The organism is Parashewanella sp. 2210YD4-3 (genome assembly GCF_056591735.1).
Window position 1 is genome coordinate 14,968 of sequence record NZ_JBWQOG010000015.1, and the last position, 26,890, is coordinate 41,857.

The window sequence follows — 26,890 nt, forward strand, 5'->3', positions numbered from 1 at the left end:
GTCTAGTACTTATCCGTAACACAACCTTCTGATGCAGAAGCAACACTCGAAGCGTATTTGCGCAAAATTCCTTTTGAGTGTTTTAGAGCGGGCGCTTTCCATGCCAATCTGCGATTGTTTATTTCCGTTTCTGATACTTTGAGTTCGATGGTGTTGGTTTCGGCATTGATCTCAATAACATCGCCATTCTCAACTAAAGCAATTAGACCTCCTGTTTGAGCCTCTGGGGTGATATGACCGACAACAAAGCCATGTGTACCACCAGAAAATCGACCATCGGTTATGAGGGCTACGGATTTACCTAAACCAGCTCCCATAATCATCGAAGTTGGTTTGAGCATTTCAGGCATTCCTGGACCACCTTTTGGCCCTACGTATCGAATGATAACTACATCACCAGCGATGACTTGTCCGGCTTGGATGCCTTGATTGGCTTCAGATTCGCTATCAAATACTTTGGCGGGGCCCTCAAATATCAAGCCTTCTTTGCCAGAAATTTTTGCAACGGCTCCCTCATAAGCAAGGTTGCCAAATAAAATTTGAATATTGCCACTAGGTTTAAGGGCTTTTTCTTTTGGAAATATCACTTTTTGCTCAAAGGTTAAAGCTTGCACATTGGCAAGGTTTTCCGCCATGGTCTTGCCTGTAACCGTAAGGCAATCACCATGAAGCAAACCGATTTCAAGCAAATACTTAAGAACGGCAGGGGTGCCACCGATGCCATGTACATCTTCCATCAAAAACTGACCACTAGGCTTCAAATCGGCAAGTAATGGCGTTCGGTCAGAAATACGCTGGATATCCTCTAATCCAAAATCAATATCGGCTGCATGTGCAATTGCTAAAAAGTGCAATACTGCATTCGTTGAACCACCGAGAGCATTCACTACTGTGATGGCATTTTCTAATGATTTTTTACAGACGATATCAAGAGGTTTTATATCGTTAATCAATAAATTGTGTATGGCGTCAGCCGTTTGACTACACTCTGATTTCTTTTGCTCATTTTCAGCAGGAATTGAAGCGTTGCAAGGCAAAGCTAACCCGAGGGCTTCAATGGCTGATGCCATTGTGTTGGCGGTATACATGCCACCACAAGCTCCTGCTCCTGGAATCGCTTTTTTGATGATTTGTTTGTATTCGTCGTTATCAATCACCCCCGCCACTTTTTCACCGAGTGCTTCAAAGGCTGAGACTATATTTAGCTTCCTTTCCTTATGAGAGCCTGATGCTATAGTTCCGCCATACACCATAATGGCAGGTCGATTTAGCCTAAGCATTGCCATTACTGCACCAGGCATATTTTTATCGCAGCCAACTACAGTTAATACCGCATCGTGACTTTGTGCTTGTACAACAGTTTCAATAGAATCTGCAATGATGTCGCGAGATGGAAGAGAGTAATTCATACCCGATGTGCCCATAGAGATACCATCGGAAACACCAATCGTGTTAAAAATGAGTCCTAGCATGTCGCTATAGCTTTTAATTTCACTTTTTATGGATACAGCGATTTCATTTAAGTGCATATTGCAGGGGTTGCCCTCATACCCTGTACTAACAATGCCAACCTGTGCTTTTTGCATGTCTTCATCACTGAAGCCCGCACCATATAACATGGCTTGCGAGGCTGGCTGAGTCTCATCTTGAGTTAAGCGCTTGCTGTATTTGTTCACTTCCATTTTAACCACTTTTACAAATCGTCATATTTATTAACATCTGTTTGAAATTGATACAGGTTTTTGAGGTTTTCGTCAATACGAAAATGGCTGGATATGCTGATTTTGTTGATTTTTATTCGCTTTGATTGCTTTTGTTTGAATGTTTATTACGTTGACGTAAGCTGTTTTAACTTGGTTAGGTGCTTTTTAATTGTAATTCTCGGTTATTTCAAAGTGGAATAACTTAACTTTGCTGGTTATATAATTTCACTTCTATTTGCTTAGCAGGTTCGTTATCCTCACAAGGTGTTGAATCAACTGGTTCATCAATCTTATGGCTACACGACCTCCTTGTGTGGGAGAGGTTGATGTCAGATTAGATAGGCATCTTACTCCCCAGCTTTCGACGGACGCTTTTTCAAAATTAGCTAAATTTGATAACGGCGTAGTACAAGTTAATTTTATAACCAGGTTAGGGACAGTCTCCTGCCAATATCAAATAAGTGGAATATTAGATAGAGATCAACAAAGCATATCGGTGTTTCATAACATTCCACCAATTCTACAAACTAAAAAATCCGGTATAACTCGTGTGTTAGGTCGGTTCACTTATCTTAAAGACAAAATAGAGAGTCGATTATTGAAAGTTGGCTATAAAGATTTTAGTCGCCAGTTATGTTCTTCTTTAAGGGGAGGAATTGCTGAACTGATTCAATGTTGTAATCAAAATGATTATGTTGGCTTAAATAAATTAATAGTCAAAGGAATAAATTTAAACCTGATTTATCCAGAGGAGTTATCTGGCTGGACAGCATTACATCATGCATCTTGCTTTGGTAAGACACAATGTGTAGAAGTTTTATTGCAACATGGTGCCTTAACGGAAATTAAAGCGAAAAAAGGAAACCATACGCCGTTACACTTAGCCGCTGAATCTGGACATTTGTCAAGTGTGCAACTTCTTGTGGAGCATGGCGCAAATATAGAAGCTAAGACTAAAATATCAGCTCTGACTCCAATGCTGATCGCTTGTTTTTCGGGGCATGTTGATGTTTTAAATTATTTGCATTCCAAATCAGCTAATTTTTCCCAATTAACAACAGAAGGGATAAATGCATTAATGTTATCAGCAAGCAAGGGACACCAAAATTGCTTAGCATTTTTATTGCAGAAAAAATCGGATATTGATATTGATGCTGTAGATTTTAAAGGCTATACAGCGCTTCATTTTGCAGTAAAACATAGACATTTAGCTTGTGCAGAAATGCTACTAAAGCATCAAGCTAATGCTGGACTGTTAAATGCAGATGGAGAGTCAGCATGGTATTTAGCCGTAGAAAATGATGATATAGAGATGATTAAATTACTCATTCGTCATGCTGATGTACCATTATGCAGAGGATTCGACATAAAATCGCCTAGTTATTTAGCAGCATCTAAAGGCAGAACTGAGATATTTGGGTTGCTTATCGAAGATTTGGAACAGGAAAGCAAAAAGTGGATGACATCTCTGTATATGCTTCTACAGGGCAGTAAATTTTGTTGGCAGTTTGGCGAAGGACATCTAGAAATTGGACGAGAAACGTTTACCGTTAAAGATGTTAGCTCGAACCTTTTACATTTAAACTTTGTTCGCAGTGATTTGTAAATTAACCTCAGCTCTGCATAAGCCAACCTCTACAGCACAGCTCCTTCTGAGTATTTCTGCGTTAGAACAGACCGAAATAGACCAGCTATTCCGAACAGTTCTGCCTTGAACTACACAAAATTAGCAGCACTGTAGATAAAGATTTACGGTTTATTTTGTTAATTAGAATGTTATTGATTTCGTTATACAGAGCCGAGGTTAAATTAAAAAGGCGCTATTTAAGCGCCTTAATTTGAACTCATTTTATTTACAGCACACCACGGCGCATTTGATCACGCTCGATAGATTCGAATAATGCCGTGAAGTTACCCTCACCAAAACCTAGGTTGTTCTTACGTTGAATAATTTCAATGAAGATCGGACCAAATAGGTTCTTAGTAAAGATTTGCAGCAAGTAACCATTTTCATCACCGTCACATAAAATTTGGTGATGCTTAATGCGCTCACGGTTTTCAGTGATTTGAGGGAGTTTGTCGAAAATAGTGTCATAGTATTCAGGAATAATATCCAGAGTTTTAATTGACGAGCCTTCCATTGCATCTAGCGAGGCAACGATGTCACGAGAAGTGAAAGCTAGATGTTGAACACCTGGGCCATTATACTCTTTTAAGTACTCGTCAATTTGGTTCTTGTCATCATTTTTACCTTCGTTAATAGGAATACAGAAGCTTCCATCAGGTGAACGTAATGCAAATGAAGTTAGGCCTGTCTGTGCGCCATTGATGTCAAAATAACGAACTTCGGTAAAACCAAAGATGCTCTTATAAAACTCAGCCCACTTATCCATAGTGCCCTTGTAGACATTATTAGTTAGGTGGTCGACTTCCATAAAGCCTTTTTCTTGAACAATATCTGGGTTTTCAAGATCTACAAAGTCTTGCTTGTAGATGTTGTTTTCATCACCGTATACATCAATGAAGTAAATTAAGCTGTCACCAATACCATAGATTGCTGGGTATGGTAGATCCTTAACACTATCATCAGCTGCTTTTGCACCACGCTCAACAGCGGTTTTAAATGCAAATTCTGCATCTTCTACACGCCAGCCCATAGAAGTGATTGCAGGTCCGTGAGACTTTGCAAATTCAGATGAGAAGCCTTGGCGCTCATGATTCAACAGAAAATGGATGTTGTTTTGCTTGTAGTAGTAGATTTCTTTCTCTTTGTGTTTTTTGATTTTAGAGAAGCCGAAATCTAAAAATGCTTTATGCATAAAGTCAGTATCAGGCGTTGCATATTCAGTGAACTCGATGCCTTGTAGGCCTAATGGGTTTAGTTCAGTTGCCATTGTTTCTTCCTCAACTTAATGTGTAGGGTTAATTCTAATTCAGTCTATAATTCTAAATATTTACTATTTATTCTTCTATCCAAGAACGGTTGTATTCTTGGCTCATGCACTGTTGAACATTGTCTGTCAGTTTTAATGGGGCAAACGTATCCACCATTACCGCGTATTCATAGGTTTCTTTTTTACCAACCGAAGCTTCCGTCTTACCCGGCTGAGGTCCATGCGGTAAACCTTTTTGGTGAAGCGTTAAGTAGCCTGGGCCAATTCCTGTACGGCTCATAAAGTCACCATCAACGTAATAAAGTACTTCGTCACTATCAATGTTGCTGTGATAGTAAGGTGCCGGAATCGCTTTTTCATGGAAATCGTATAAACGAGGCACAAAATTACAAATCACAAAATTATGAGCAGTAAAGACCAAATGATCTGAAGGGGGTAAGTGGATTTTACCAACTTTAGGCGCATATTCGGTGATATTAAATGCCCACGGGTAAACAAAGCCATCCCAACCAACAAGATCGTATGGATGCCACTCTAGATTAGTGACTTGGTACTTATCACCGAATTTACAAACTAAAGGGAAATCGCCTTGTTCGACAATCGCATCTTGCAGTTCTGGAGTACGAATATCTCGCTCACAGTAAGGTGCTGATTCAAGCAATTGACCATAGTCATTACGGAAATGCTTAGGGATCTCAACCATAGAAAATGATTCAACTACAAACAGACGAACATTTTCGTAATTATCAAATTTTAATTGGTATGTTGTACCACGAGGTATAACTAGATAGTCCCACTTTTTGATTTCTAGCGTACCATATTCACTGTAAAGCGTTCCTGTTCCTTCATGAACAAACACTACTTCGTCAGCATAAGAATTACGATAAAACTCATTAGTATCAGAAGTAACCTTTGCAGTGTACATAGCCACATCAGCGTTGTAGAAAATTTTATTGCGAGCGCTGAAAAAGTTACCGTCTTTATCTGCAGAAGTTGAATCAAGTTTGTAATTTTGAATTAATGCATCTTCCCAGCCTAAACCATGATCAACATGATAAGGTGCCACAGCTAATGCCTTAGTTGGCATATTGTGATGATACTTATTGGAATAAATGTTGGAAAAACCATGAGTTGAAAAAAGTTCTTCACGATACAGCTCACCGTTCTCTTTTTCGAAGGTAATGTGTCGCTTTGAAGGTATCTCACCTTGCTTTACATAAAATGGCATGTTTCTACCTTACTCATTGATTTAATTATTTGTAAGCAATCTAATTGCATAGTTAAACAAAAAAAAGAATAATATTTCGCTATAGATAATCTAAATATTAGATGGTGTTATGAAAATTGATATTGATGCGTTCCGAGTAATGCAGGTATTGGTAGAAGAAGGCAGTTTTGCTAAGGCTGCAGATCGCTTACATAAAGCCCAGTCTGCAGTGAGCTATCAAATAAAAAAACTGGAAACGCATCTAAACGTCCAGTTGTTTAATCGAGAGCAATATCGTGCTCAGCTGACACCGGAAGGAAAGGTGATATTGAAAGAAGGGCAAAGATTGCTACAGCAACTATCTAATATTGAGCGACTTGCCCATAGATTTAGCGATGATTGGGAGCCTAATTTAGAATTGGTGATTGATGGCGCTTTGCCTATGAAGCCTATCATGAATGCACTTAAAAGGATGACCGAGTACAATATTCCTACTAAGGTACAGCTGAATATAGAATTTTTAGGTGGTGTCCAAAGTCGCTTTGAAAGGGACAAGGCCGATTTAATGCTGGTAAAGGACTATAAGAACGCCCCCGATCTTAATTCAACGCCTTTACCGTCCATTACCAACATATTAGTGGCATCTTCAGAGCATCCGCTAGCCAATAAATTCAGCGTTGAACTCAGTGAGCTACAAGAATACGTCGAGCTGACCATCGAGGACTCATCCACCAATGCTCATTTGAGAGATGAAATGCAGTTTGGTGGAGATAAAGTGTTTTATCTTTCAGGTTTTATTATGAAGCGCGATGCTTTACTTGAGGGGTTAGGTTTTGGTTGGTTACCTGACTTTTTAGCTAAAGATGATTTACTGCAAGGTAAGTTAAAAGAAGTGAAATTTGTTGGTGGAAGTCAGTACTTGTTTACTCCACAGCTTGTTACTACTCATCACCGTCCTTTAGGAAAAGCAGGGCAATTATTTACTGAGTTGATTCTTGAAGAGTTTTCTTTAGAATCGAACGGATAATAAACAGTAAAAACTAGGACATCACAATGCAAAACAGTCACGAGATAGATTACGAAATTATTGGTCATGATATGCAACTGGTTGAAGTGGAACTTGATCCACAAGAGACCGTTATTGCGGAAGCTGGAGCCATGACCTATATGGAGCAAGATATTCAGTTCGAAGCCAAAATGGGTGATGGTTCAAACCCTGATGAAGGTTTTTTTGGAAAGCTTTTTAGTGCGGGTAAGCGAGTACTTACAGGCGAAGGCTTGTTTATGACTCACTTTACTAACCAAGGGCATCAAAAGCGTCGTGTAGCGTTTGCCGCACCATACCCCGGCAGCATTTTAGCCATTGATTTACAAGAAATCGGCGGTGAGCTGATTTGCCAAAAAGACAGTTTTTTAGCAGCTGCACTCGGTACTAAAGTCAGTCAGAGATTTAACCGCAAGCTAGGGGCTGGCTTCTTTGGTGGCGAGGGCTTTATTTTGCAAAGCTTACAAGGTGATGGAAAGGTCTTTGTTCATGCTGGTGGCACTTTAGTTAGAAAAGAGTTAAATGGCGAAACGTTGAGAGTAGATACTGGATGTATTGCGGCTTTTTCAAAAGGGATTGATTACGATATTGAACGTTCAGGCTCAATGAAATCTATGTTATTTGGTGGTGAAGGCATCTTTTTAGCCACGCTATCAGGTCACGGTAGTGTTTGGTTACAAAGCTTGCCGTTTTCTCGCATGGCTGATCGCATTATTGCTAACGCTCCATCATCAGGGGGAAGTGACAAAGGAGAAGGTTCTGTACTAGGCAGTATTGGTCGTATGGTAGATGGACGCTAATATACTCGTGATACCTGAAGATGCAGGATATCAGCGAGAATTAATTGCCATTTAGGCAAGGCACTTGCCCGTAGTAATAGTTATTACCGACATACAATACTGTCGTTACTTCGTTTCTATTTCAAGGGTAAGTAACGCAGTATAAATGGCAATTAAACTCGCACTGCGTGGGCTTTTCAGCATTGATTCTTCTTTGTTGTGAAAGTTTAAATTAGCCTGCTAGTTTTGCACTTTCACGCCGCGAATAATGCAATGCTGAAAAAGCCCTGAAAGTTGCATCTTCAAGTATCACGAGTATATCAATTCAAAATAATAAACAATGGAAATAAGAATAATAATATGAACATTAAAAGATCTCACTTTATCCTTATTGGCCCAATTTTAGCTTGGGCTTTTTATTGGTTCTTAACTTTGTCAGGGATGGATTATTTACCCGCAGCTGCGGCGGGTATTACTTTACTCACAGTCATTTGGTGGGTTACAGAAGCATTGCCTATTCCAGCAACTTCGCTAGTACCATTTGCACTGTTACCTCTGTTCGATATTGTTAGTCATAAAGGCGTTGCATCGGCTTTAGGAAGTCATGTGATCTTGCTATTAATGGCGGCGTTTATGCTTTCGAAAGCACTCGAAAAAAGTGGTGTACATCGTAGGCTTGCCGTTTATATGGTTAACTTTATTGGTGTGAGCTCAGGGTTAAGGTTAGTTTTTGGCTTTATGCTCGCTACTGCTTTTTTAAGTATGTGGATATCTAATACCGCTTCAACTTTAATCATGCTCCCTATCGCGTTAGCCATTTTAGCTAGAGTAGACAATCCTAAGCTCACGGTAGCGTTAATTTTAGGTATTGCCTATGCTGCCAGCACAGGCGGTATAGCAACCCCAATAGGTACACCACCAAATGTTATCTTCATGGGAATTTACGAAGAGTTTACTGGCAAAAACTTTGAGTTTGTTGAGTGGATGAAAGTAGGTCTTCCTATTGTAATTTTAGCGATTCCTTTAATGGCGTTGTGGCTAACTCGTGGTATTAAACTGGAACAAAGTATCGAGCTGCCAGATCAAGGCACTTGGCGTAGTGAAGAAAAACGTACCTTAATTATCTTTGGAATAACAGTCTTAGCTTGGATAACTCGTCACGCTCCGTTTGGTGGCTGGGCGAATTACTTAGATATTCCTTTGGCGGGTGACAGCACAGTAGCATTAGCGGCTGTTGTTGCAATGTTTATGATGCCAAACGGCAATGGAAAAGATGAAAAAGTTCTAGATTGGGATACGGCGAAAACGATTCCTTGGGGGATGTTACTGTTGTTTGCTGGTGGTATTGCCTTAGCAAAAGGAATGTCCGAGTCTGGTTTGAGCCAAATGCTGGGTGATTGGCTGTCTTCTATGTCTCATATTTCAGTATTAGCCTTGGTCGTATTGATTTGTTTAGTAGTGGTGTACTTAACCGAAATTACCAGTAATACCGCGACTGCTACGTTACTTATGCCGATTCTAGCGGTAGCTGCTGTTGGTGTTGGGGTTAAGCCTGAAGTCTTGATGATCCCAGCTGCTATGGTCGCTAGCTGTGCCTATATGTTACCAGTTGCAACCGCTCCAAACGCCATTGTTTATGGAACTGGAGAAATAGATATAAAACAAATGGTGAGAGAAGGTGCTGTACTTAGCTTTATGATGGCTATTTTAATCGCCTGTATAAGTTATTTTATGTTGGGATAGTAAGTTAAGGTTAAGTTATCGAGGTTTAGGATGCCATAAAGCTTATTTTAAGGAGTCCTTATTATGACTTGTTGTGCCTCTTGTTTCTTGATAGGTGGAGGTTACCAAGATGGACTTGAAGAAGTGACTAAAGTAGAACGATGTTTGGATATATCTACTTGTGGTTGTTATCAATGCTGCCAACAAACGAGACCGAGTGTTCACTTTGAGAGGCTATTCAAACCAGTGCCTATTGAAACACAGCCCAAAGCCGAGAACCGGAAACTTTTTTCCAAAAGATGAAGTGTAAACGAACGGTTTTCTATCGTTATTTAGTAAAGTAATTACCTCATGCAATTAATGCATGAGGTAATAATCAACAGGTTTTAATCTTTCAACAAACCACGGCTGCGAAGTAGAGGCTCGATCCCTGCTTCTTTACCACGGAAGTTCTTATAAAGCTTCATCGGGTCTTCGCTACCACCTTGTGATAGAACATTGTTTTGGAATGCATCAGCAGTTGCTTTATCGAAAATTCCGTTTTCTTTAAAGGCTTCAAATGCATCAGCACCTAAAATGTCAGACCAAATGTAGCTGTAGTAGCCCGCACTGTATCCGCCAGCGAAAATGTGAGAGAAATAAGTACTGCGATAACGCGGTGCGATTTCTTTCATTAAGCCCATTTTCTTAACAGATTCTGCTTCAAATTTTGCAGCATCACGAACCTTTGAGTCTTTCAGAGTGTGCCAGTCTAAATCAAGTAGAGTTGCCGCCATGTATTCAACAGTAGCAAAACCTTGGTTGAACTGACTTGCTGCGCGGATTTTATTCACTAGCTCTTGTGGAATAACTTTGCCCGTTTTGTAGTGCTTAGCAAATTGAGCAAGAACTTCAGGCTGAGTCATCCAGTTTTCCATTACTTGAGATGGGAACTCAACGTAATCACGTGGTACAGCAGTACCTGCTTGAGAGCGATACTTCACGTTAGAAAGAATTCCGTGCAGAGCGTGACCAAATTCGTGGAATAAAGTACTCGCTTCATCAAAGGTAAGTAGTGCTGGCTCACCTTGAGCTGGACGAGGGTAGTTAAGTACGTTAACAATGATTGGTACAGATTTTACACCATTCATGTTGTACTGCTTACGGTATGAGTTCATCCATGCACCGCCACGCTTACTATCGCGGACGAAGTAATCACCCATAAAGATCGCAATCAACTCATTGTTCTTGTCATAGATTTCCCATGTACGAACTTCTTCGTTGTATTTTGGTAAATCAGTACGTTCTTTGGCAGTAATGCCAAATAAGCGGTTTGCAGTGTAGAACACACCTTCGATAGTGTTTTCTAATGAGAAATATGGACGAGTTTGTTGCTCGTTGAAGCTGTACTTAGCAACACGGATTTTATCAGCGTAGTACCACCAGTCCCATGCTGCTAATTTAAACTTACCACCATCTTTGTCGATCATCGCTTGCATGTCTGCAGCTTCTGCTTCTGCACGAGAAAGAGCTGCAGGCCATACGCGGTTTAGTAGCTTGTAAACATTTTCAGGTGTTTTCGCAGTACGTTCTTCAAGGACGAAATGAGCATGAGTTTCATAGCCCATTAATTTTGCACGCTCAGCACGAAGGGCTGCAACTTTAGCTAACACTTTTTTATTGTCGTTAGCGTTATTGTTGTTACCACGTTCGATATAACCTTTGTAGATTTTTTCACGTAGCTCACGATTGTCTGCATAAGTTAAAAATGGCGTAATAGATGGGCGGGCAGTAGTGAATACCCACTTACCTTCATGTCCACGTTTTGTTGCTACACCTGCAGCGCTAGCGATAACGTCTTTTGGAAGACCAGCTAGATCTTTCTCGTTATCAATAACAAGTTCAAAGCTGTTTGTTTCTGCAAGTAGGTTGTCACCAAACTGAAGATTTAACTTGCCAATTTTTGCATTCAAGTCACGAAGCTTAGCTTTGTCTGCATCGTTTAGGTTAGCGCCGCCACGAGAGAATGACTTATAAGTGTTTTCAAGCAGAATTTTTTCAGCAGTATTTAGGTTTAATGCTTCACGTTGCTCATAAACCGCTTTAACTTTTTGAAATAGCTTGTCGTTCAGGAAGATGTCATCGCTTAATGAAGATAACATCGGAGACACTTGCTTGCTGATTTTTTGTAGTTCAGGAGTCGTGTCGGCACCTGTTAAGTTGTAAAAAACGTTAGCAACTTTAGTTACCAAGTTGCCAGAAAACTCCATCGCTTCAATGGTGTTAGCAAAGGTTGGCTTTTCTGGGTTATCAATGATCGCTTGCATTTCAGCACGCTGTTGAGCGATACCTGCTTTAAATGCTGGTAGATAATGTTCAACTTTAATTGCGTCAAAGTCAGGTATGCCGTGAATCGTATCATAAGACTTGAAGAACGGATTTGAGGCGTTTTGCTTGATGATTTGTTCTGCTGTTTGAGTGGCAGAAGCTGCAGAGGTTTGTGGCTCTGTGCTGTGACAAGCTGTTAATGCTAGCGCTAAGGTAATAGCACCAACAAGTGGTTTGATAGTTCCTTGCATTTTGGTATCCCCAGAATGTTAGTGTATTGCTCAATTTGCGTAAACGCTGTAAAGCGATTAACACTGAGTCTCGTGAATATAAAGCTCTTTAAGGATGAGGTTTATACATGATCATTCTAATTATCACAAATTGGGAACATAACACCACAAACCCTAAGGCAGTTTTGTTACAAAGTGTGTTTTTGTTAACGTGGATGAAGGGCGCTGTTTTTTAACGCTCATTGTTAGAAAAGTGAATCAAGCAGTTTGAGATTCGGTTTTAAGCGCAAGTACAGCCATAAAAATTAGACTAAAGAGAGGCATAAAAGATAGTAAGAAACCGATGATAGTAACGATGACAGGGGATTCGGTTTTCTTCCATGCTAACAAGTCGATGAGTAATGTGAAAATTGGTATCCATACATATAAAAGAAGGCTAATCAAGCCAATGCCAATATCCTTAGTGAGTTATTCTTCCTTAAAATAGGCAACCATAAATACACACTGATTATTAACATTTTTATATCTAATGAAACCAAAAGCTAACACCGATCCATTTTGATGTATTTTACATCAAATCTTTTATTTGAATATTAGCCTTAGATTTTGGTTGCTGCGCTGGCATCTGAGATATTAATGTTAGTCGTTTAAAGAGTTGTTTCTTTTGTTGAGATGAAAGGGGCAACGAAGAAAGCGTTGTAGCAAAAGCAGTGTAATTTAGATCTGTTAATCCAGATTTTGTGTTTAATTTTAGAGATAAAAGAGTAAATAATTTCTGGTTGAGAGTAGCGAGTTTGGCTCTGATATCATTAAGAGAGGCATTTTGTACAGAGCTTGATTTAGCTTGTGCAAAGTCAACGTGTTGAATTTGTTTACAAGATTCCATTAAAGATTCCGTAAATTTAATAACGGGTTTGGATTGCAAAGCAAATTGCTGGGCAGATTGAGCCGCTTTTGCAAGGACTCTACGTTCCTGTTTTTTATTCTCAATGGCTATCTTGTGGTCGAGTTTGTACTGTGCAACTTCATGACAAAGACTAAGCCTAGAGTTTATTATCGAATAAATGGGCGCGTTATTGTCGGCATATAAACTGAATGGAAATGTTATTAATACTAGGTAAAAAAAATGCTTTATTCTCATTGTTAGCTCTTAAATTCAAACACCTATTTTCATTTTAGTTATTTTTTTCTCGATTTGAAGTTTATTGTAATCCATAGCTGCTTTTTGCTGATCCAAAGCTCTAACTTGTGCTGCTGTTTTAGGTTTTCTATCACAATATTTTTGTGGATTTTGTAACTAGCAACATCATGGTAAAAACTGAACCTAGACTTTGTTATGGAATCAATTTGAGCGTTACTTTCAGCAAAAGTGTTGATTGGAAATGCAACTAGAGTGAAGTACAGCTATTGGGTTAGTTTCATAATTTTCAGGAAATTCGAACAAGTCTAGTCTTTTTACACATTTTAAATTCTTTTACATGTAACAGTCTATCGGGCATGAGTGGATGCTCAAAATTATCTGCTTCTAGTCTTTTGATCATAGCCGATTTGCTTACAGGAACCCAGGTGACCACTTGAACCCCCGTAGGCTTACGAGCTTCATCCATTTGTTGTAGTCGTTTAAATTCAGCTTCTAGCTCTTTTCTATTGAGTCTACCCATTTTACCTTCTAAAAGTACAAGCTTTTCTAGGTGAGCATAGTGTTCCTCACTAGACTGGTCATAGCGTTCTTGGCTAGTTAATTCCACTTTCAAGGACGAGTCTGTGAACCATTTTTCTGTTTTTATTGCTAATTGCTCTTGTCCCATTAGAGGTTGATGAGTTATCGCGCAAAGTGTTTTGTCATTTCCAGTGGCTTTGCTAGAGCAGATGCCTACTACTCGCTTCAAATCAGTTTTGAGTAACGCACGAGCTTTATCGAGATAGGGGCGGAAAACATGGTCGGTTTGAAAGTACAAATTTCTTTGTCTAAATAGCTCTAGACAGACGACAACAAATACATGAGGCCTTTTTCTTGAAAGTAAATCCATTGCTTTATCGAGTTCTAAAACCATTTGTTTCCATGGGATTGTTGTTTTATATTGATTAGAACCAGCATTACTTATTTGAGATAGCGCATTATAGGCTGTAGTTATTTCATACTTTACTGGGCGATTTGACGTTCTCACGTGCTTAAGATAATTTTCTACCGAAACGTTTCGATAATTCCCTAATTCACCTTGTTCCTTGTAGTGAAATGAGTTTTCCCCCATAAAAAATGGTTCTTCATCTTTACTCGCTTCAGTCGATTTAGAGTACTTTGCGCCTAGGGAAACGTTAGGTGTTGTCAAATGAGCTTCTTTTTGTTCACTTAGGCAAGCTTCAGTCGTTACAGGCAACTCTGTCGCACTTAAGTGATGATCGACTTCTGAATAAGGAGGAGGGCATTCTTGGTATGGTGGGTAAATAAAATCATCGTAATGAGTTAAGGCTAGAGGTTGACTCCATTCTTGGAGGATTTGTTGATATTCATGAGGTGATAAATTTAGCAACCTTTCGGTTTGTGGTTCCCAAACGGCTTGAGGAGAATGAACGGCTTTATCCTTAAAGTGATGATGGACATCTTCAGCAAACTTATAAAGCTGAGATGCTATAAAATCAACAGGATTAGTCGTCGCCTTTAGCCCTAAAAATCCTCTGACTTTTTGAATGCGTTGAAATTGGGCTTTATGGGTGCAAAGGCAACGATAGCGGCTAAATTCAGGTTCGTTGAGTTTACCTCTATGTTCTTCTGCTTCAAATACTTCTATTTTGCCACTTTTCGATTGTTGTATTCTGTACTGTCTTCCTTCAAACATAAATGGCTGTTTACAACTAACATCTTCTCGATTAGTTGTTGAGATAAAATTGAGGGAAGAGGGGTATTGAACATCACAATGTAATGAGGCCATATCTCACAAATATTAAGATGAAAATTACTAACAACATATTGAGTTAAAATGATTAAATCAAGCGTTTGTAGGTTAAACATTATTAAGAAAAGTTTAAGTTCAATAACCCTTGTTAAGTTGTTTGGTTCTCAATTTTTTAGAAAAATGGACTATCTGAGGATAGTCCTTTGCGTTGGTTGGGCTGGGAGATATAAAGTCTGAATTCCTACATTTAATTTAATAATGGGTGATCATCAGGGAGTTGACGGCTGATCCAAAGCACTAACTTGTGCTTCATGTTTGGGCCATCTTCTTTATCTTTAGCTAAAGCTTGAATGAGCTTATCATCAACTAAGAGCCGATAAATACATTCAACTTTATATTTATCTGAAATGCTGGAATCTAATGGTTTGAAGCCGCGCTTAGCTGCGTAGCCTTCACCGATTTCTAATGCCATTTTAAGGAGCTGTGCTTCATGCTTTTTGTGCTTCATCGTCACCCTCTCAACAATTGAAAATTAAACCTAAAGCTCGAATTGTTCATCACATCTAGTTCAGATTGCTTTTAAGTTAGATATGTGGAAAACATCAGTTATCGTGTTGTTCACTCTCAATAATGTCTTGAATCGAATGAGGATGCAACTTAATACAAATATTGTCTTTTTTAAATGCGATGGTCGGATTAGGCAAACGCTCGTGTTCACCATTGGGACTACTTAGCTTTACTTTGATATCCGTTTTTTGGCTGATGATTGGTTCTAGCTGAGGTGCTAACGAGATGACATCCTTGATCAATTGCTCACAATCTTTAGCTTGGCTAGGTACGATAAATTCGACATGTTCCCATCCCTCTTGTGGGTAAGTTTTATTGCTGGGATAAGGTAGCTCAATGCAAGGAACTGACAATGTGCCAAGCTGTAAAGGAACATCGAGTTTAATGATCAAAATAGGGCGGCTATTAATGACGTTCTCTGAAATGGTTGTCCCTCTTTTAGAAAAGAACTCTTGTAGTATTTTGGCATTGGTTAGGGTATTGACCCTGATTGCCGCGTGATCGCATTCTAAGTTTAAATTTGCTATTCCTAAATCTTCTTTAAAGCGAAGAATATTTTGGTGAAAGCTATCCCAGTCTTGTGTCATCAATGTGGAGAGCATAAGCAACTACTCAATGGTAAAATATTAGTGGTATTATCACTTAATTCATTCGAATACTCATTAGATTATGGAAAATAAACAGCTGGAAAGTTCACCGCTGCAATTAACCTTGCGAAGAGTCATATTTGGAACTGATACCTTTTCAGGTAGAGCATTTGATATTAGTTTGATCGTTTGTATCATTGCCAGCGTATCATTGCTCCTGCTTGATACTATAGATTCTGTGAATAAGCGTTATGGTGATTTTCTTCATATTTTAGAGTGGGTCTTTACTGTTGCGTTTACCATTGAATATGGGGTGCGCATCTATTGTAGTTCCAATCGATGGTCATATTTCAGGAGCTTTTACGGAATAGTCGACCTACTTTCTATTTTACCTAGCTATTTGATGCTGATTTTCCCAGGAGCCAATTTTACCTTAGTGATTAGGGTATTAAGGTTATTCCGTGTGTTTCGAGTTTTAAAGCTTATACGATATTTGAGTGAAGGTAATCTGTTGCTCCGAGCGATGATGCAGTCTTCTCGTAAAATCTTTGTATTTTTCTTTTCAGTAAGTCTGATTATTTTGGTGTTGGGTGCAATTATGTATGAAGTAGAGGGGCCTGAAAATGGCTTTACCTCAATTCCTACATCAATCTATTGGACGGTCGTGACCATTACTACAGTGGGTTATGGTGATATTACGCCACATACTTATTTAGGAAAAACTATTGCAGCATTTACTATGTTGCTGGGGTATTCCATTATTGCGATTCCTACTGGTATTTTGACGGCTGAAATTTCTCAAGAAATAGGCAAGCATAGAGATTTACGAAGTTGTAGTAACTGCTCTACGACGGGTCATGAAACCAAAGCGCATTACTGTTATCACTGTGGTGCTGAACTGCAAGAGATATAGCTATATAACATTTAGAGGGCAAAAAATGTCACAAGCAAAGTTTGTGGAAGGCTCCATCATGCGCCATATCTGGGTGATGACGTCCACAGCCACAATTGGTATTTCGACGCTTTTTTTAGTCGATTTGCTTGATATTTATTTTTTAAGCTTATTAGGAGAGCAAGAGCTAGCCGCGGCTGTAGGTTACGCTGGTACCATAACTTTTTTTACAACCTCTATTGGTATTGGCTTGGCGATAGCTATGGGGGCAACGGTTTCAAAAGCTTTGGGGGCAAAACGCAAAGATGATGCAAAGCGGCTAATGATGAGTGCATCAGCCATTACTGTTGTTACCAGTTTGATTCTAACAGTGATTGTTACTCTTTTGATCCCTGATTTAGTCTCTCTAATAGGTGCTAAAGGCCGTACGGCAGAGCTTGCTGAAAGCTATTTATATATTTTAATACCCTCAATGCCAATTATCTGTTTAGCTATGTCGCTGGGTGCAGCACTTCGTGCGGTTGGCGATGCCAAGCTTTCTATGATGTCCACTATTGCTGGTGGCTTGGTTAACGCTGTATTCGATCCTATTTTTATTTTTGGGCTAGGAATGGGTATTGAAGGTGCTGCCATCGCTTCTGTTTTGGCGAGAATCGCTGTGCTAGTAATTTCCTTTCGTGGGGTTTTTGTTAAGCACAAGCTAGGTACTAAGCTCACTTTACCAGAGCTAAAAACTGACTTTTCACCCATTTTTGCTATTGCGGGGCCTGCTATGCTGACGAATGTGGCTACCCCAATTGGAAATGGCTATGTGACTAAAGCGGTAGCAGAATTTGGTGATGCTTATGTTGCTGGCTGGGCGGTAGTTGGGCGAATTGTGCCAGTAGCATTTGGAATGATCTTTGCCCTATCAGGTGCTATTGGGCCAATTGTCGGGCAAAATTATGGCGCAAAACAATTTGATCGAGTAAGGCAAGCATTGACCAATGCATTGCAGTTTAGCTTTCTGTATATCCTTGCTGTATCGGTATTGGTGTTTTTATTACAAGATTATGTGATAGTTGGCTTTAGACTTGGTGGTAATAGTGCTGAATTAGTTAGTTTTTTCTGTACTTTTATTGCTGTCGGTTTTGTATTTAATGGCGCTTTATTTGTCGCAAATGCTTCTTTTAACAACTTAGGAAAACCTAAATATTCCACCTTTTTCAATATTGGTAAAGCAACGCTAGGCACAATTCCATTTGTTTATGTTGGCGCGAAACTTTGGGGAATTGGTGGTGTACTTATCGGGCAAGTTATTGGTGGTGCCATCTTTGCTCTGATTGCCGTCTGGGTAGCTTACCGACATATTAATACTGTCGAAAGAAAAGAAGCCGTGGAAGAAGATGACACTGAAGTAATGACGAGTTCAGCAAACAACCCATTATCGTCTACTTGTACTCAAATGGGGCAGCTAAATGAAGAAGAAGGCGTTACGCCTCCTACTCAACCGGATTGTCGTCGCTAGCGACCGCAGTTTCAGCTTGTTGTTCAGCTTCGAGTTTAGCTCGTTCAGCCTTAGAAATGTAACGAGGCTTTATTGTATTATTGTCGCCACCGCACTTAACCTTATTTAATTTGGCTTTTGCGCGCTTGGCGATTTTTTTATTGATTTTTTGACGTTTGTTCATGCTTTGCGTGTTCCAATGCTTGGATAATTTCTTCAGTGGTTTTAAATATTCGTAAAGTACGGAAAAGCTCTTTGGCTTCAGGATACTGACGATTTAAGTAACTGAACCACTGTTTGATACGAGAAGGATAATAGCAGGACTTGCGACCTTCAAGCTCCTTTTCACTGTATTTCAACATTAACTCTAGTGCTTGCGGCCAAGAATAAGCAGGGTTATCGGTTTTAATTTCTTCTGCCAGATTGGGTAAAGATATTGCTCCTCGTCCTACCATCACATCGCTGCATCCAGTTTGTTCCATACAGCGTAATGCATCTTGTTTGTTCCAAATTTCGCCATTGGCAATTACAGGTATTGGCAGCTTTTGGTTGATGTCAGCAATATACTCCCAATAAGCAGGTGGCTTGTAGCCATCCACTTTACTTCTGGCATGAACGGCAAGCTCGTTGGCACCAGCTTCATAAATCGCAAGTGAGTTCTCCATGTACTGGCTTTTATCTGCAAAGCCTAAACGAATTTTTGCTGTGACAGGGTGTTGTTTTGGTACGGTTTGCCTTACTGCTTTGACAATATCATGGACCAAATTTGGTTCATTTAATAAAACAGCACCACCTTTATTGCGGTTGACTATTTTTGCTGGGCAACCGAAGTTGATGTCAACTCCATGGGAGCCTAACTCAATGGCTCTTAATGCATTTTTTGCTAGAGCTTCAGGGTTTTGTCCAAGTAGCTGTATTTTTACAGGAGTGCCAGAGGTGGTGTACCCATCATTTAATAGCTCTGGGCATAACTTTGTGAACACTTTTTCGGGTAATAATTGATCTACAACACGAACAAATTCAGTTACCATGAGGTCGTAGGGATTTATCGCAGACAAAATGTCTCGCATCAAATCGTCTACCACCCCTTCCATCGGGGCCAAAATAACTCTCACTAGGTTGCCTTAAACATTTACTACAAGCGGAAAGGGTCAGAATTGTACCTTTTGTTTATGTTTTGAGGTAGAGGTTTTAATTGAAGTAGTGATCCGCCAAACACATGAAGCCGTAATTACAATCATAAATTATTGAAATTTTTCGTATGTCATTTAGGCTAAAAAATGGCCGCTTGAAAAAATTTAGTAATTAAAATGAAATACTATTGATAGTCTGCGGGTCATATAAGGCAAGTTAACAATGTTACCGCTTGGTATCGACAATTTAAAATTTCATTAAGAGAGGGAAGATATATGAGTTCAGTTAAAAAGACTGCAGTTGCAGCTGCGCTAGGTACTGTTGTAATGAGTTCTGCTTTTGCTGTTCAAGCTGGACAAGCTGGAACTTTCGGTTTTGAAGAGCTTCAACAAGGTTATCAACTAGTTGCTCCTGATGAAGGCAAATGTGGTGAAGGTAAATGCGGTGGCAAAGCTGAAAAGAAAAACCACGAAGGTAAGTGTGGTGAAGGCAAGTGCGGCGGCAAAGCTGAAAAGAAAAGCCATGAAGGTAAATGTGGTGAAGGCAAGTGCGGTGGCAAAGCTAAGAAATCACACGAAGGTAAATGTGGTGAAGGCAAGTGTGGCGGCAAAGCTAAGAAAGCACACGAAGGTAAATGTGGTGAAGGCAAGTGCGGTGGCAAAGCTAAGAAAGCACACGAAGGTAAGTGTGGTGAAGGCAAGTGCGGCGGTAAAGCTGAAAAGAAAAACCACGAAGGTAAATGTGGCGAAGGCAAGTGCGGTTCTAAGTAATCTATTTACTTCTGCTTATTTTACCTAAGGCCGGCATTTGCTGGCCTTATTTTTCTCAGTCAGTATTATTCTGAATGCGAGCTATTCAAAATAGTGCTAAGGAAAAGATGATGTCTATACAAAATCAGAATTTAGTGGGATTAGGACTTCGACGAGAAATGCTCGACGAGTTTTGTGAAGCTGTCCCAGAGCAAATTAATTTTTTTGAAGTTGCACCTGAAAACTGGATGACGATGGGAGGCATGTTTGGCCGTCAATTCCGTGAGTTAACAGAAAAGCATACTTTTTATTGTCATGGCTTATCGTTATCTATTGGCAGTCCGGCACCTTTGGATACCCAGTTTGTTCAAAACATAAAACAATTTTTAGATCTTCATAATATTGATGTCTACTCAGAGCACCTAAGCTATTGCTCTGGAACAGGGCATATGTACGACTTAATGCCAATTCCCTTTACTGAAGAAGCAGTAAAACATGTTGCATCACGCATTAAGCAAGTTGAAGATATTACTGAGCGCCCGTTTATCTTAGAGAATGTTTCTTATTATGCTGCCCCTGGCTCAGAAATGTCAGAGCTTGAATTTGTTAATGCTGTGTTGCATGAAGCAGATTGTAAGTTGCTGCTTGATGTGAATAACATATACGTCAACTCTATAAACCATGGTTATGATGCGAAAACATTTTTAAAGAATATGCCAACCGAACGTATTGCCTATTTGCACGTGGCTGGTCATTATGTTGAAGATGTCGATCTTATTGTTGATACACATGGTGCTGACGTTATTCAACCAGTGTGGCAATTACTCAAAGAATGCTACGAAATTCATGGTATTCACCCAACATTATTAGAACGTGATTTTAATATCCCTTCCACAGAGACATTGCTTAAAGAGTTAGATCAGATCCACACAATACAGCAGTTAACTGCAGAGCAAAAAAGGAGTGCATAATGCAGTTTATTGATGTGCAAAATGAGTTTATGGCATTCATTCGTGACCCTTCTCGCCCTTTACCTGCTGGCATGACAGAAAAACGGATGAAGGTATATAGCGAACTGTTTTTTAATAATGTTCATAACTTCGTCAGCAGTGGATTCCCAGTTTTAAAATCGCTATACGAAGAAGCCGATTGGAATGAAATTGTCCGTGACTTTTTCATTAATCACGACTGTCATACGCCAATCTTTGCTGAAATCGCGGAAGAGTTTTTAGTTTTTTTGCAGACGCGTTATCAAACAAAAGATACTGATCCTGCTTTTATGCTCGAGCTAGCACACTATGAATGGTTGGAATTGGTTGTCTCTATCGCTCAAAGTAGACGCAACCTTAAGCCTCTGTCAGTAGAAAATATCACTGAAAAGCCATTGAGTTTGTCAGATTTTGCTCGAATTGCTCAATATTCTTATGATGTGCAGCATATAGATGAAGATTATCAACCGTCTGAACCATTAGAAGTTCCTGCATTCTTTTGTGTATTTCGCGATAAGCAAGAAGAAGTAAGGTTTTTAAGCTTAACGCCGCTAACTGCTCAAGTGTTGTCATATATAGAGCAAGCTGAAACGACTAATTTTGCTGAGCTTGTAGCTTGGTTAGCTGGAGTTTATCCGCAAATGGAAAAAGAAAATATCCAACAAGGATGCTTGCAGCTTTTAACGCAAATGGTTGAAAAAGAAATTGTTATGACTCAATAAAATTTGTGAGTTAACGCTCTAAATGACATTTTTGTAGATAACCTTATAAATTGTGGGTTTTTAGTCTGGGTTTTAGAAGGTAGAATGCTGAAAAATTTGATCTAGATCAAAAAATAAAAGTAATTCTAGGAAGTATTATGAGCAGTAACGAGCCGTTTAAAGACCCATTTACCGTTTTTCATTTCATCGGTTTTTTATGTGTGTTGTTGTTACCTACATTGCCAGCATCACTCACTTGGTTGAAGCTATCAGGCGTATTATAAGCGCTCTGTAAGTTACAAGAAACTCATGTCTATGGCATGAGTTTTTTTATGGGAAAATTAAAAGTCTTTCACCAAGTCAATTTCGTATTTTGAACGTCTGTTACCATCATTTCTAGCCGTATAAACGTAAATACAATAGACTTTAAAATATGTAGTTAGGTCGAGAGCTAGTATTACTCGTATATGGATTCTTTACTCCAAAAAATTTATAAAGATATTTCGCCTTTGATTGGCCAAGGTAGGGTGGCTGATTATATTCCTGCACTTGGCGCAGTTGATCCCAATCAGTTTGGGATAGCAATTTGTAGCAATGATGGAGAGATATACACTTTAGGCGATGCTCATAAGCCATTTTCAATCCAAAGTATCTCTAAAGTTTTTAATCTGATTCTTGCCCTTGAATTGAAAGGGGAGGAGTTATGGACAAGAATTGGGCGTGAGCCATCGGGATTACCTTTTAACTCAATAGTGCAGCTTGAATACGAGCATGGAATACCGAAAAATCCGTTTATCAATGCTGGCGCGCTAGTGGTGTCTGATGTCAATCAATCTCACTTTGCCTCACCTCGTATTGCGGTTAGAGAGTTTGTAAAAAAGCTTTCAGGGAACCCAAATATTCAAATTGATAAAGTAGTTGCAGATTCAGAGTTTAAACATAAAGCCAGAAATGCGTCTATGGCCTACCTTATGCAGTCATACGGGAATTTTAACAACGATGTTGAAAGTGTGCTTTACAGTTATTTTTGTAACTGTGCGATTACTATGTCATGTGTTGATTTGGCAAAGGCGATCAACTTTTTAGCCAATCGTGGGTACTGTAACATTAAGAAGCAACAGGTGCTTACCAAAAACCAAACACGACAGGTCAACTCTCTTTTAGCAACAAGTGGCATGTATGACGAAGCAGGTAGTTTTGCCTATAAAGTGGGATTACCAGGTAAAAGTGGTGTAGGTGGTGGCATTATTGCTATTGTTCCGGGGCAGTTCTCTATTTGCGTTTGGTCGCCCGCCTTAAATGATGCAGGAAACTCGTTAGCTGGTGGCGCAGCACTAGAATCAATGACTAAGCACATAGGTTGGTCGATTTACTAGAAAAGGAAGTACAGTGATAAAACGTGGACTATACGCAGCAGTAGGGCTGTTGTCTGTGGGATTAGGCATTTTAGGGATTTTTTTACCCTTGCTGCCCACAGTGCCATTTATTTTACTTGCTTTATATTGCTTTGCTCGTTCAAGTCAGAGATTACATGGCTGGTTGCTGAATCATCCTTGGTTTAGAGAGGCTATTGCTGATTGGCAACGACATAAGGGCTTAAGAAGAAGCTTAAAAAAGCGAGCGATGGTGTTATCGGCTATCAGTTTTATGGTGAGTATTATCATTGTTCCTATTGTTTGGGTAAAAGGCCTGTTGTTTATTATGGCTAGTGTATTATTAACCTATTTATGGCGTTTGCCGACGTTACCTAATGAACCAGATCTATAAGTAGGTGAATATCACTCATTTTGTGAGCAATCCCATGCAATATTTTTCTCAGTGAGTTGCAATAACAATCGATCCACACTAACATTTGTCGGCAATTGAGGCCCTGTTCAAAATCTTATTCTGCGAATAGCTTAAATAATAAGATAATTGCATAGGGCTTTTTTATTTTGTTTCTTAGAAACAACCAAAAAGAGAATTTAAGTGAAGTTTGCTATGACTACTGAAACCCTAGCCTACATAAAGCAAAGCATTAAAACCATTCCTGATTACCCTAAAGCAGGCATCATGTTCCGTGATGTAACCAGTCTACTTGAAGACGCAAAAGCGTATCAGGCTACCATTGCCTTATTGGTAGAGAAATACAAATCAATGGGCTTTACCAAGGTTGTGGGTACAGAGGCTCGTGGCTTCTTATTTGGTGCGCCATTGGCTTTAGAGCTTGGCATTGGTTTTGTACCAGTTCGTAAACCAGGTAAATTGCCTAGAACGACAATCTCTCAAGATTACGAGCTTGAGTATGGTACTGATACGTTAGAAATTCACACTGATGCAATTGTTGAAGGTGACAAAGTATTGGTGATCGATGACTTATTAGCGACAGGTGGCACAATTGAAGCTACTGTTAAACTTATTCGTGAATTAGGTGGCGAAGCTAAACACGCTGCGTTTGTTATCTCACTACCAGATCTTGGTGGCGAGCAACGTTTAGAAGCACTAGATTTAGATATATACAAATTGTGTGATTTCGACGGCGAGTAAATCATCGAAAAACGTTCAAAGGACTGAAGGGCTCTGGTTTACGTATTAATAGCATGTTATCTTGCTACAAACCGTAAACCAGAGGATTTGTCCCAAAATGGGGACAAGTAGGGAGATACATGTCATATCAGGTGTTAGCCAGAAAATGGCGCCCTGCCACATTCGAGCAAGTCGTGGGCCAAGCTCATGTGCTACATGCTTTAGTTAATGCGCTTACCCAACAACGTCTTCACCATGCCTATTTATTTACTGGAACTCGCGGTGTAGGTAAAACCAGTTTAGCTCGCTTATTTGCTAAAGGCTTAAACTGTGAAACAGGTGTAACGGCAACGCCATGTGGACAGTGCGACAGCTGTATTGAAATCGCTCAAGGACGCTTTGTTGATTTAATTGAAGTGGATGCCGCTTCAAGAACCAAAGTCGATGATACCCGTGAGATCTTAGATAATGTCCAATATCGACCAACACGAGGTCGTTATAAAGTTTATCTCATTGATGAAGTTCACATGCTTTCCCGCAGTAGCTTTAATGCTCTGCTTAAAACACTGGAAGAACCACCAGAGCATGTAAAGTTCTTACTGGCGACCACTGACCCTCAAAAACTACCGATTACGGTTTTATCTCGTTGTTTGCAGTTTAACCTGAAAAGTTTGACCCAAGAAGATATCGGTAAACAACTTCAACATGTACTGACTCAAGAGCAAATTCCTCATCAAGAAGAAGCGTTAACTCAGTTATCTAAAGCTGCGAATGGCAGTATGCGTGATGCATTGAGTTTAACCGATCAAGCCATTGCTTTCGGTGGTGGTGAAGTCATGCTTAAACAAGTTCAAACTATGCTGGGAAGCATAGATGAACGTCATGTTATAGGTTTACTTCAAGCCCTATGTCATGCCGACGTAAATGAATTGATGACTGAAACTGCGAAAGTGATCAGCTTTGGCGCAGAGCCAGAAGAGGTCCTGAGAAGTTTACTAGAGCTGCTGCATCAAATCACGCTGACTCAATTTGCTCTAGCCGCTTCGCTGCTGTCCATATACGCTGAGCAAATCAAAGCTTTTGCCGAGCAATTGTCGCCAGAGCAAGTTCAGCTTTATTATCAAATCTTACTTTCAGGGCGCAAAGAACTGCCGTATGCGCCTGATCCCAAATCTGGATTGGAAATGGCACTGCTTAGAGCTATTGCCTTTGTGCCTCAAGCGCCTGTAACCAAGTGGGAATCAAAACCATCAGAACAAGCTCCAGTATCAGAACCTGTTAAGATAGATGTTCCAGAAGTTTTAGCTGAACCCGTACAATCACAAACAGAGCAAGCTGTTGCTCCTCAACCGTCACAAGCTGAAGTGAAAGCTAACACTGAAGTTGATGAGCTAGAAGCTGAACAAGCTTTGTTAATGAGTCAAGCTGAGAGCCAAGGTTATCAGACTCAAGTGGTTGAAACTCCAGCGGGTGATATTGGAACTAATAACGGTGACATACTAAATGCTGAGACTCAGCCAAATGATAGTGTTACGCAAATGCCAGAGCCGCCCGTTGTTGCTGAACAGGCGCAAGCTGAAATGGTATCAACACCTGATCAAACTCCAATAGAGAGTGCTGTAGAATCTTCAAGCGATGATCCACTAGATCAAATTTTACAGTCTCGTGATGCTTTACTGTTTGATTTAGAGTCTGAACAAGGTGAAGAGGACGCTCCTGCAAAAAAGGCTGAACCTCGAAGCAAACGCAGTTTGTCTGTGGAGAGGAAACCTGTAAGTGATACTAAAGAAAAACCAAATAATAGCTCCGAAGAAGTTGATGCAATAAAAGCAGAAGCGCCAAAAGATACGCCTCCTTGGGAAGAGCCAACTGTTGATTCGACAGTGGTAGAAAAGCCTTCTATTGAAACGGCTGAAGCAGCATCAAAACCTGATGAAGCTGAACAAATACAGCAAACTAATCTCGAAGCTACTGAGGTTGTAGAAAAATCACAGTTACCACAAAAAGAGGTAGAAGGAGATTCAACCGATTTATATTGGTACAAACTAATGTCGCTACTAGAATTGGGTGGACGAATCAGGCAGCTAGCAGTGAACTCTGTCTGTGTTCAATTTGCTGATCAACTACAGTTATTGCTTAAACCAGATCAAAAACACTTAGCAGCCCCAGGAGCCATTGAGCAACTGAAGACAGAGTTAGAAAAATATTTAGATCAAAGTATTTCATTAGATGTTCAAATTGGTGTTGATGATACCAGAGAAACACCATTGGAAATCCGAAAGCGCTTTCATCGTTCATTGTTAGGTGAAACAGAGCAGCTACTGAATGATGATCAACATGTTTCTTGGCTAAAACAGCATATGGGAGCAAGCTTAAACATCGATAGTTTAGGTTTTCCGCGAGAAAAAATGCTGGCAAAAACCGCAAGCATAGCCAAATTAGATTTTAATAGTGCCAAAAATTAAGTAACATTGGCGACAATATGTAAACAGACCTTAG

Annotated in this window: 24 protein-coding genes; 14 read left to right on the forward strand and 10 right to left on the reverse strand. The window is 39.8% G+C overall.

Translation table 11 applies throughout. The features are described 5' to 3' along the window. Positions 1-2 precede the first annotated feature (2 nt). Positions 3-1,682: a dihydroxy-acid dehydratase gene (gene ilvD / locus AC1EU0_RS17820; protein WP_480303952.1), complete on the reverse strand. Its 1,680-nt coding sequence runs from the start codon at positions 1,680-1,682 to the stop codon at positions 3-5. A 313-nt stretch (positions 1,683-1,995) separates the two neighbouring features. On the opposite strand from ilvD, the gene AC1EU0_RS17825 reads away from it, so the two are divergent. Continuing rightward, positions 1,996-3,309: an ankyrin repeat domain-containing protein gene (locus AC1EU0_RS17825; RefSeq protein ID WP_480303953.1), complete on the forward strand. Its 1,314-nt coding sequence runs from the start codon at positions 1,996-1,998 to the stop codon at positions 3,307-3,309. A 247-nt stretch (positions 3,310-3,556) separates the two neighbouring features. On the opposite strand, the gene hppD is transcribed toward AC1EU0_RS17825, so the two are convergent. Both hppD and AC1EU0_RS17835 read right to left on the reverse strand, forming a co-directional pair. Beyond that, complete coding sequence (gene hppD / locus AC1EU0_RS17830; RefSeq protein WP_480303955.1) at positions 3,557-4,597, reverse strand: 4-hydroxyphenylpyruvate dioxygenase; 1,041 nt, start codon at positions 4,595-4,597, stop codon at positions 3,557-3,559. A 67-nt stretch (positions 4,598-4,664) separates the two neighbouring features. Beyond that, on the reverse strand, positions 4,665-5,825 hold the full coding sequence (locus AC1EU0_RS17835) for a homogentisate 1,2-dioxygenase (RefSeq protein ID WP_480303957.1): 1,161 nt from the start codon (positions 5,823-5,825) through the stop codon (positions 4,665-4,667). A gap of 109 nt (positions 5,826-5,934) precedes the next feature. On the opposite strand from AC1EU0_RS17835, the gene AC1EU0_RS17840 reads away from it, so the two are divergent. The 3 genes from AC1EU0_RS17840 to AC1EU0_RS17850 all read left to right on the forward strand — a co-directional run bounded on the left by AC1EU0_RS17840 (position 5,935) and on the right by AC1EU0_RS17850 (position 9,371). After that, entirely contained in the window at positions 5,935-6,831 is an 897-nt protein-coding gene (locus AC1EU0_RS17840; protein ID WP_480303959.1) for a LysR family transcriptional regulator, read from the forward strand. A 26-nt stretch (positions 6,832-6,857) separates the two neighbouring features. After that, positions 6,858-7,649, forward strand: coding sequence for a TIGR00266 family protein (locus AC1EU0_RS17845; protein WP_480303961.1), 792 nt, complete (start codon positions 6,858-6,860; stop codon positions 7,647-7,649). 339 nt (positions 7,650-7,988) lie between these two features. After that, complete coding sequence (locus AC1EU0_RS17850) at positions 7,989-9,371, forward strand: SLC13 family permease (RefSeq protein ID WP_480303963.1); 1,383 nt, start codon at positions 7,989-7,991, stop codon at positions 9,369-9,371. A 365-nt stretch (positions 9,372-9,736) separates the two neighbouring features. Here the strand turns inward: AC1EU0_RS17850 and AC1EU0_RS17855 are convergent, their stop codons facing one another. From AC1EU0_RS17855 to AC1EU0_RS17875, 5 genes are all read right to left on the reverse strand, one after another. Continuing rightward, positions 9,737-11,908, reverse strand: coding sequence for a M3 family metallopeptidase (locus AC1EU0_RS17855; protein ID WP_480303965.1), 2,172 nt, complete (start codon positions 11,906-11,908; stop codon positions 9,737-9,739). 547 nt (positions 11,909-12,455) lie between these two features. Next, positions 12,456-13,028, reverse strand: coding sequence for a chorismate mutase (locus AC1EU0_RS17860; RefSeq protein WP_480303967.1), 573 nt, complete (start codon positions 13,026-13,028; stop codon positions 12,456-12,458). Positions 13,029-13,314: 286 nt separating this feature from the next. Beyond that, positions 13,315-14,724, reverse strand: coding sequence for a hypothetical protein (locus AC1EU0_RS17865; RefSeq protein ID WP_480303969.1), 1,410 nt, complete (start codon positions 14,722-14,724; stop codon positions 13,315-13,317). A gap of 304 nt (positions 14,725-15,028) precedes the next feature. Continuing rightward, positions 15,029-15,289 carry a DUF5062 family protein gene (locus AC1EU0_RS17870; protein ID WP_480303971.1) on the reverse strand — a complete coding sequence of 87 codons (261 nt, stop codon included), beginning with the start codon at positions 15,287-15,289 and terminating at the stop codon, positions 15,029-15,031. 94 nt (positions 15,290-15,383) lie between these two features. Then, positions 15,384-15,950 carry a VOC family protein gene (locus AC1EU0_RS17875; RefSeq protein ID WP_480303973.1) on the reverse strand — a complete coding sequence of 189 codons (567 nt, stop codon included), beginning with the start codon at positions 15,948-15,950 and terminating at the stop codon, positions 15,384-15,386. Positions 15,951-16,017: 67 nt separating this feature from the next. On the opposite strand from AC1EU0_RS17875, the gene AC1EU0_RS17880 reads away from it, so the two are divergent. Together AC1EU0_RS17880 and AC1EU0_RS17885 are read left to right on the forward strand one after the other, a co-directional pair. Continuing rightward, positions 16,018-16,848: an ion transporter gene (locus AC1EU0_RS17880; RefSeq protein ID WP_480303975.1), complete on the forward strand. Its 831-nt coding sequence runs from the start codon at positions 16,018-16,020 to the stop codon at positions 16,846-16,848. Between the two features lie 25 nt (positions 16,849-16,873). Further along, positions 16,874-18,334 (forward strand): MATE family efflux transporter, encoded by a 1,461-nt coding sequence (locus AC1EU0_RS17885; RefSeq protein WP_480303977.1) that lies wholly within the window; start codon positions 16,874-16,876, stop codon positions 18,332-18,334. Here AC1EU0_RS17885 and AC1EU0_RS17890 read toward each other — a convergent pair. Both AC1EU0_RS17890 and AC1EU0_RS17895 read right to left on the reverse strand, forming a co-directional pair. Beyond that, positions 18,309-18,497 (reverse strand): DUF2986 domain-containing protein, encoded by a 189-nt coding sequence (locus AC1EU0_RS17890; protein ID WP_480303978.1) that lies wholly within the window; start codon positions 18,495-18,497, stop codon positions 18,309-18,311. The genes AC1EU0_RS17885 and AC1EU0_RS17890 overlap by 26 nt on opposite strands. Further along, on the reverse strand, positions 18,472-19,428 hold the full coding sequence (locus AC1EU0_RS17895; protein ID WP_480303980.1) for a tRNA-dihydrouridine synthase: 957 nt from the start codon (positions 19,426-19,428) through the stop codon (positions 18,472-18,474). The genes AC1EU0_RS17890 and AC1EU0_RS17895 overlap by 26 nt, the downstream gene beginning before the upstream one ends. Before the next feature lie 294 nt (positions 19,429-19,722). On the opposite strand from AC1EU0_RS17895, the gene AC1EU0_RS17900 reads away from it, so the two are divergent. The 8 genes from AC1EU0_RS17900 to dnaX all read left to right on the forward strand — a co-directional run bounded on the left by AC1EU0_RS17900 (position 19,723) and on the right by dnaX (position 26,856). Beyond that, entirely contained in the window at positions 19,723-20,217 is a 495-nt protein-coding gene (locus AC1EU0_RS17900) for an HvfA family oxazolone/thioamide-modified RiPP metallophore (protein WP_480303982.1), read from the forward strand. Between the two features lie 110 nt (positions 20,218-20,327). Further along, positions 20,328-21,167, forward strand: coding sequence for an HvfB family MNIO-type RiPP peptide maturase (locus AC1EU0_RS17905; RefSeq protein ID WP_480304064.1), 840 nt, complete (start codon positions 20,328-20,330; stop codon positions 21,165-21,167). Further along, positions 21,167-21,907 (forward strand): HvfC family RiPP maturation protein, encoded by a 741-nt coding sequence (locus AC1EU0_RS17910; RefSeq protein WP_480303983.1) that lies wholly within the window; start codon positions 21,167-21,169, stop codon positions 21,905-21,907. The genes AC1EU0_RS17905 and AC1EU0_RS17910 overlap by 1 nt, the downstream gene beginning before the upstream one ends. 137 nt (positions 21,908-22,044) lie before the next feature. Continuing rightward, complete coding sequence (locus tag AC1EU0_RS17915) at positions 22,045-22,170, forward strand: hypothetical protein (protein WP_480303984.1); 126 nt, start codon at positions 22,045-22,047, stop codon at positions 22,168-22,170. Positions 22,171-22,353: 183 nt separating this feature from the next. After that, entirely contained in the window at positions 22,354-23,262 is a 909-nt protein-coding gene (gene glsB / locus AC1EU0_RS17920; protein ID WP_480303986.1) for a glutaminase B, read from the forward strand. A gap of 13 nt (positions 23,263-23,275) precedes the next feature. After that, positions 23,276-23,653: a YbaN family protein gene (locus AC1EU0_RS17925; protein ID WP_480303987.1), complete on the forward strand. Its 378-nt coding sequence runs from the start codon at positions 23,276-23,278 to the stop codon at positions 23,651-23,653. 213 nt (positions 23,654-23,866) lie between these two features. Beyond that, positions 23,867-24,412, forward strand: coding sequence for an adenine phosphoribosyltransferase (gene apt, locus AC1EU0_RS17930; protein ID WP_480304066.1), 546 nt, complete (start codon positions 23,867-23,869; stop codon positions 24,410-24,412). Positions 24,413-24,531: 119 nt separating this feature from the next. Beyond that, positions 24,532-26,856, forward strand: coding sequence for a DNA polymerase III subunit gamma/tau (gene dnaX / locus AC1EU0_RS17935; RefSeq protein ID WP_480303989.1), 2,325 nt, complete (start codon positions 24,532-24,534; stop codon positions 26,854-26,856). Positions 26,857-26,890: the final 34 nt, after the last annotated feature.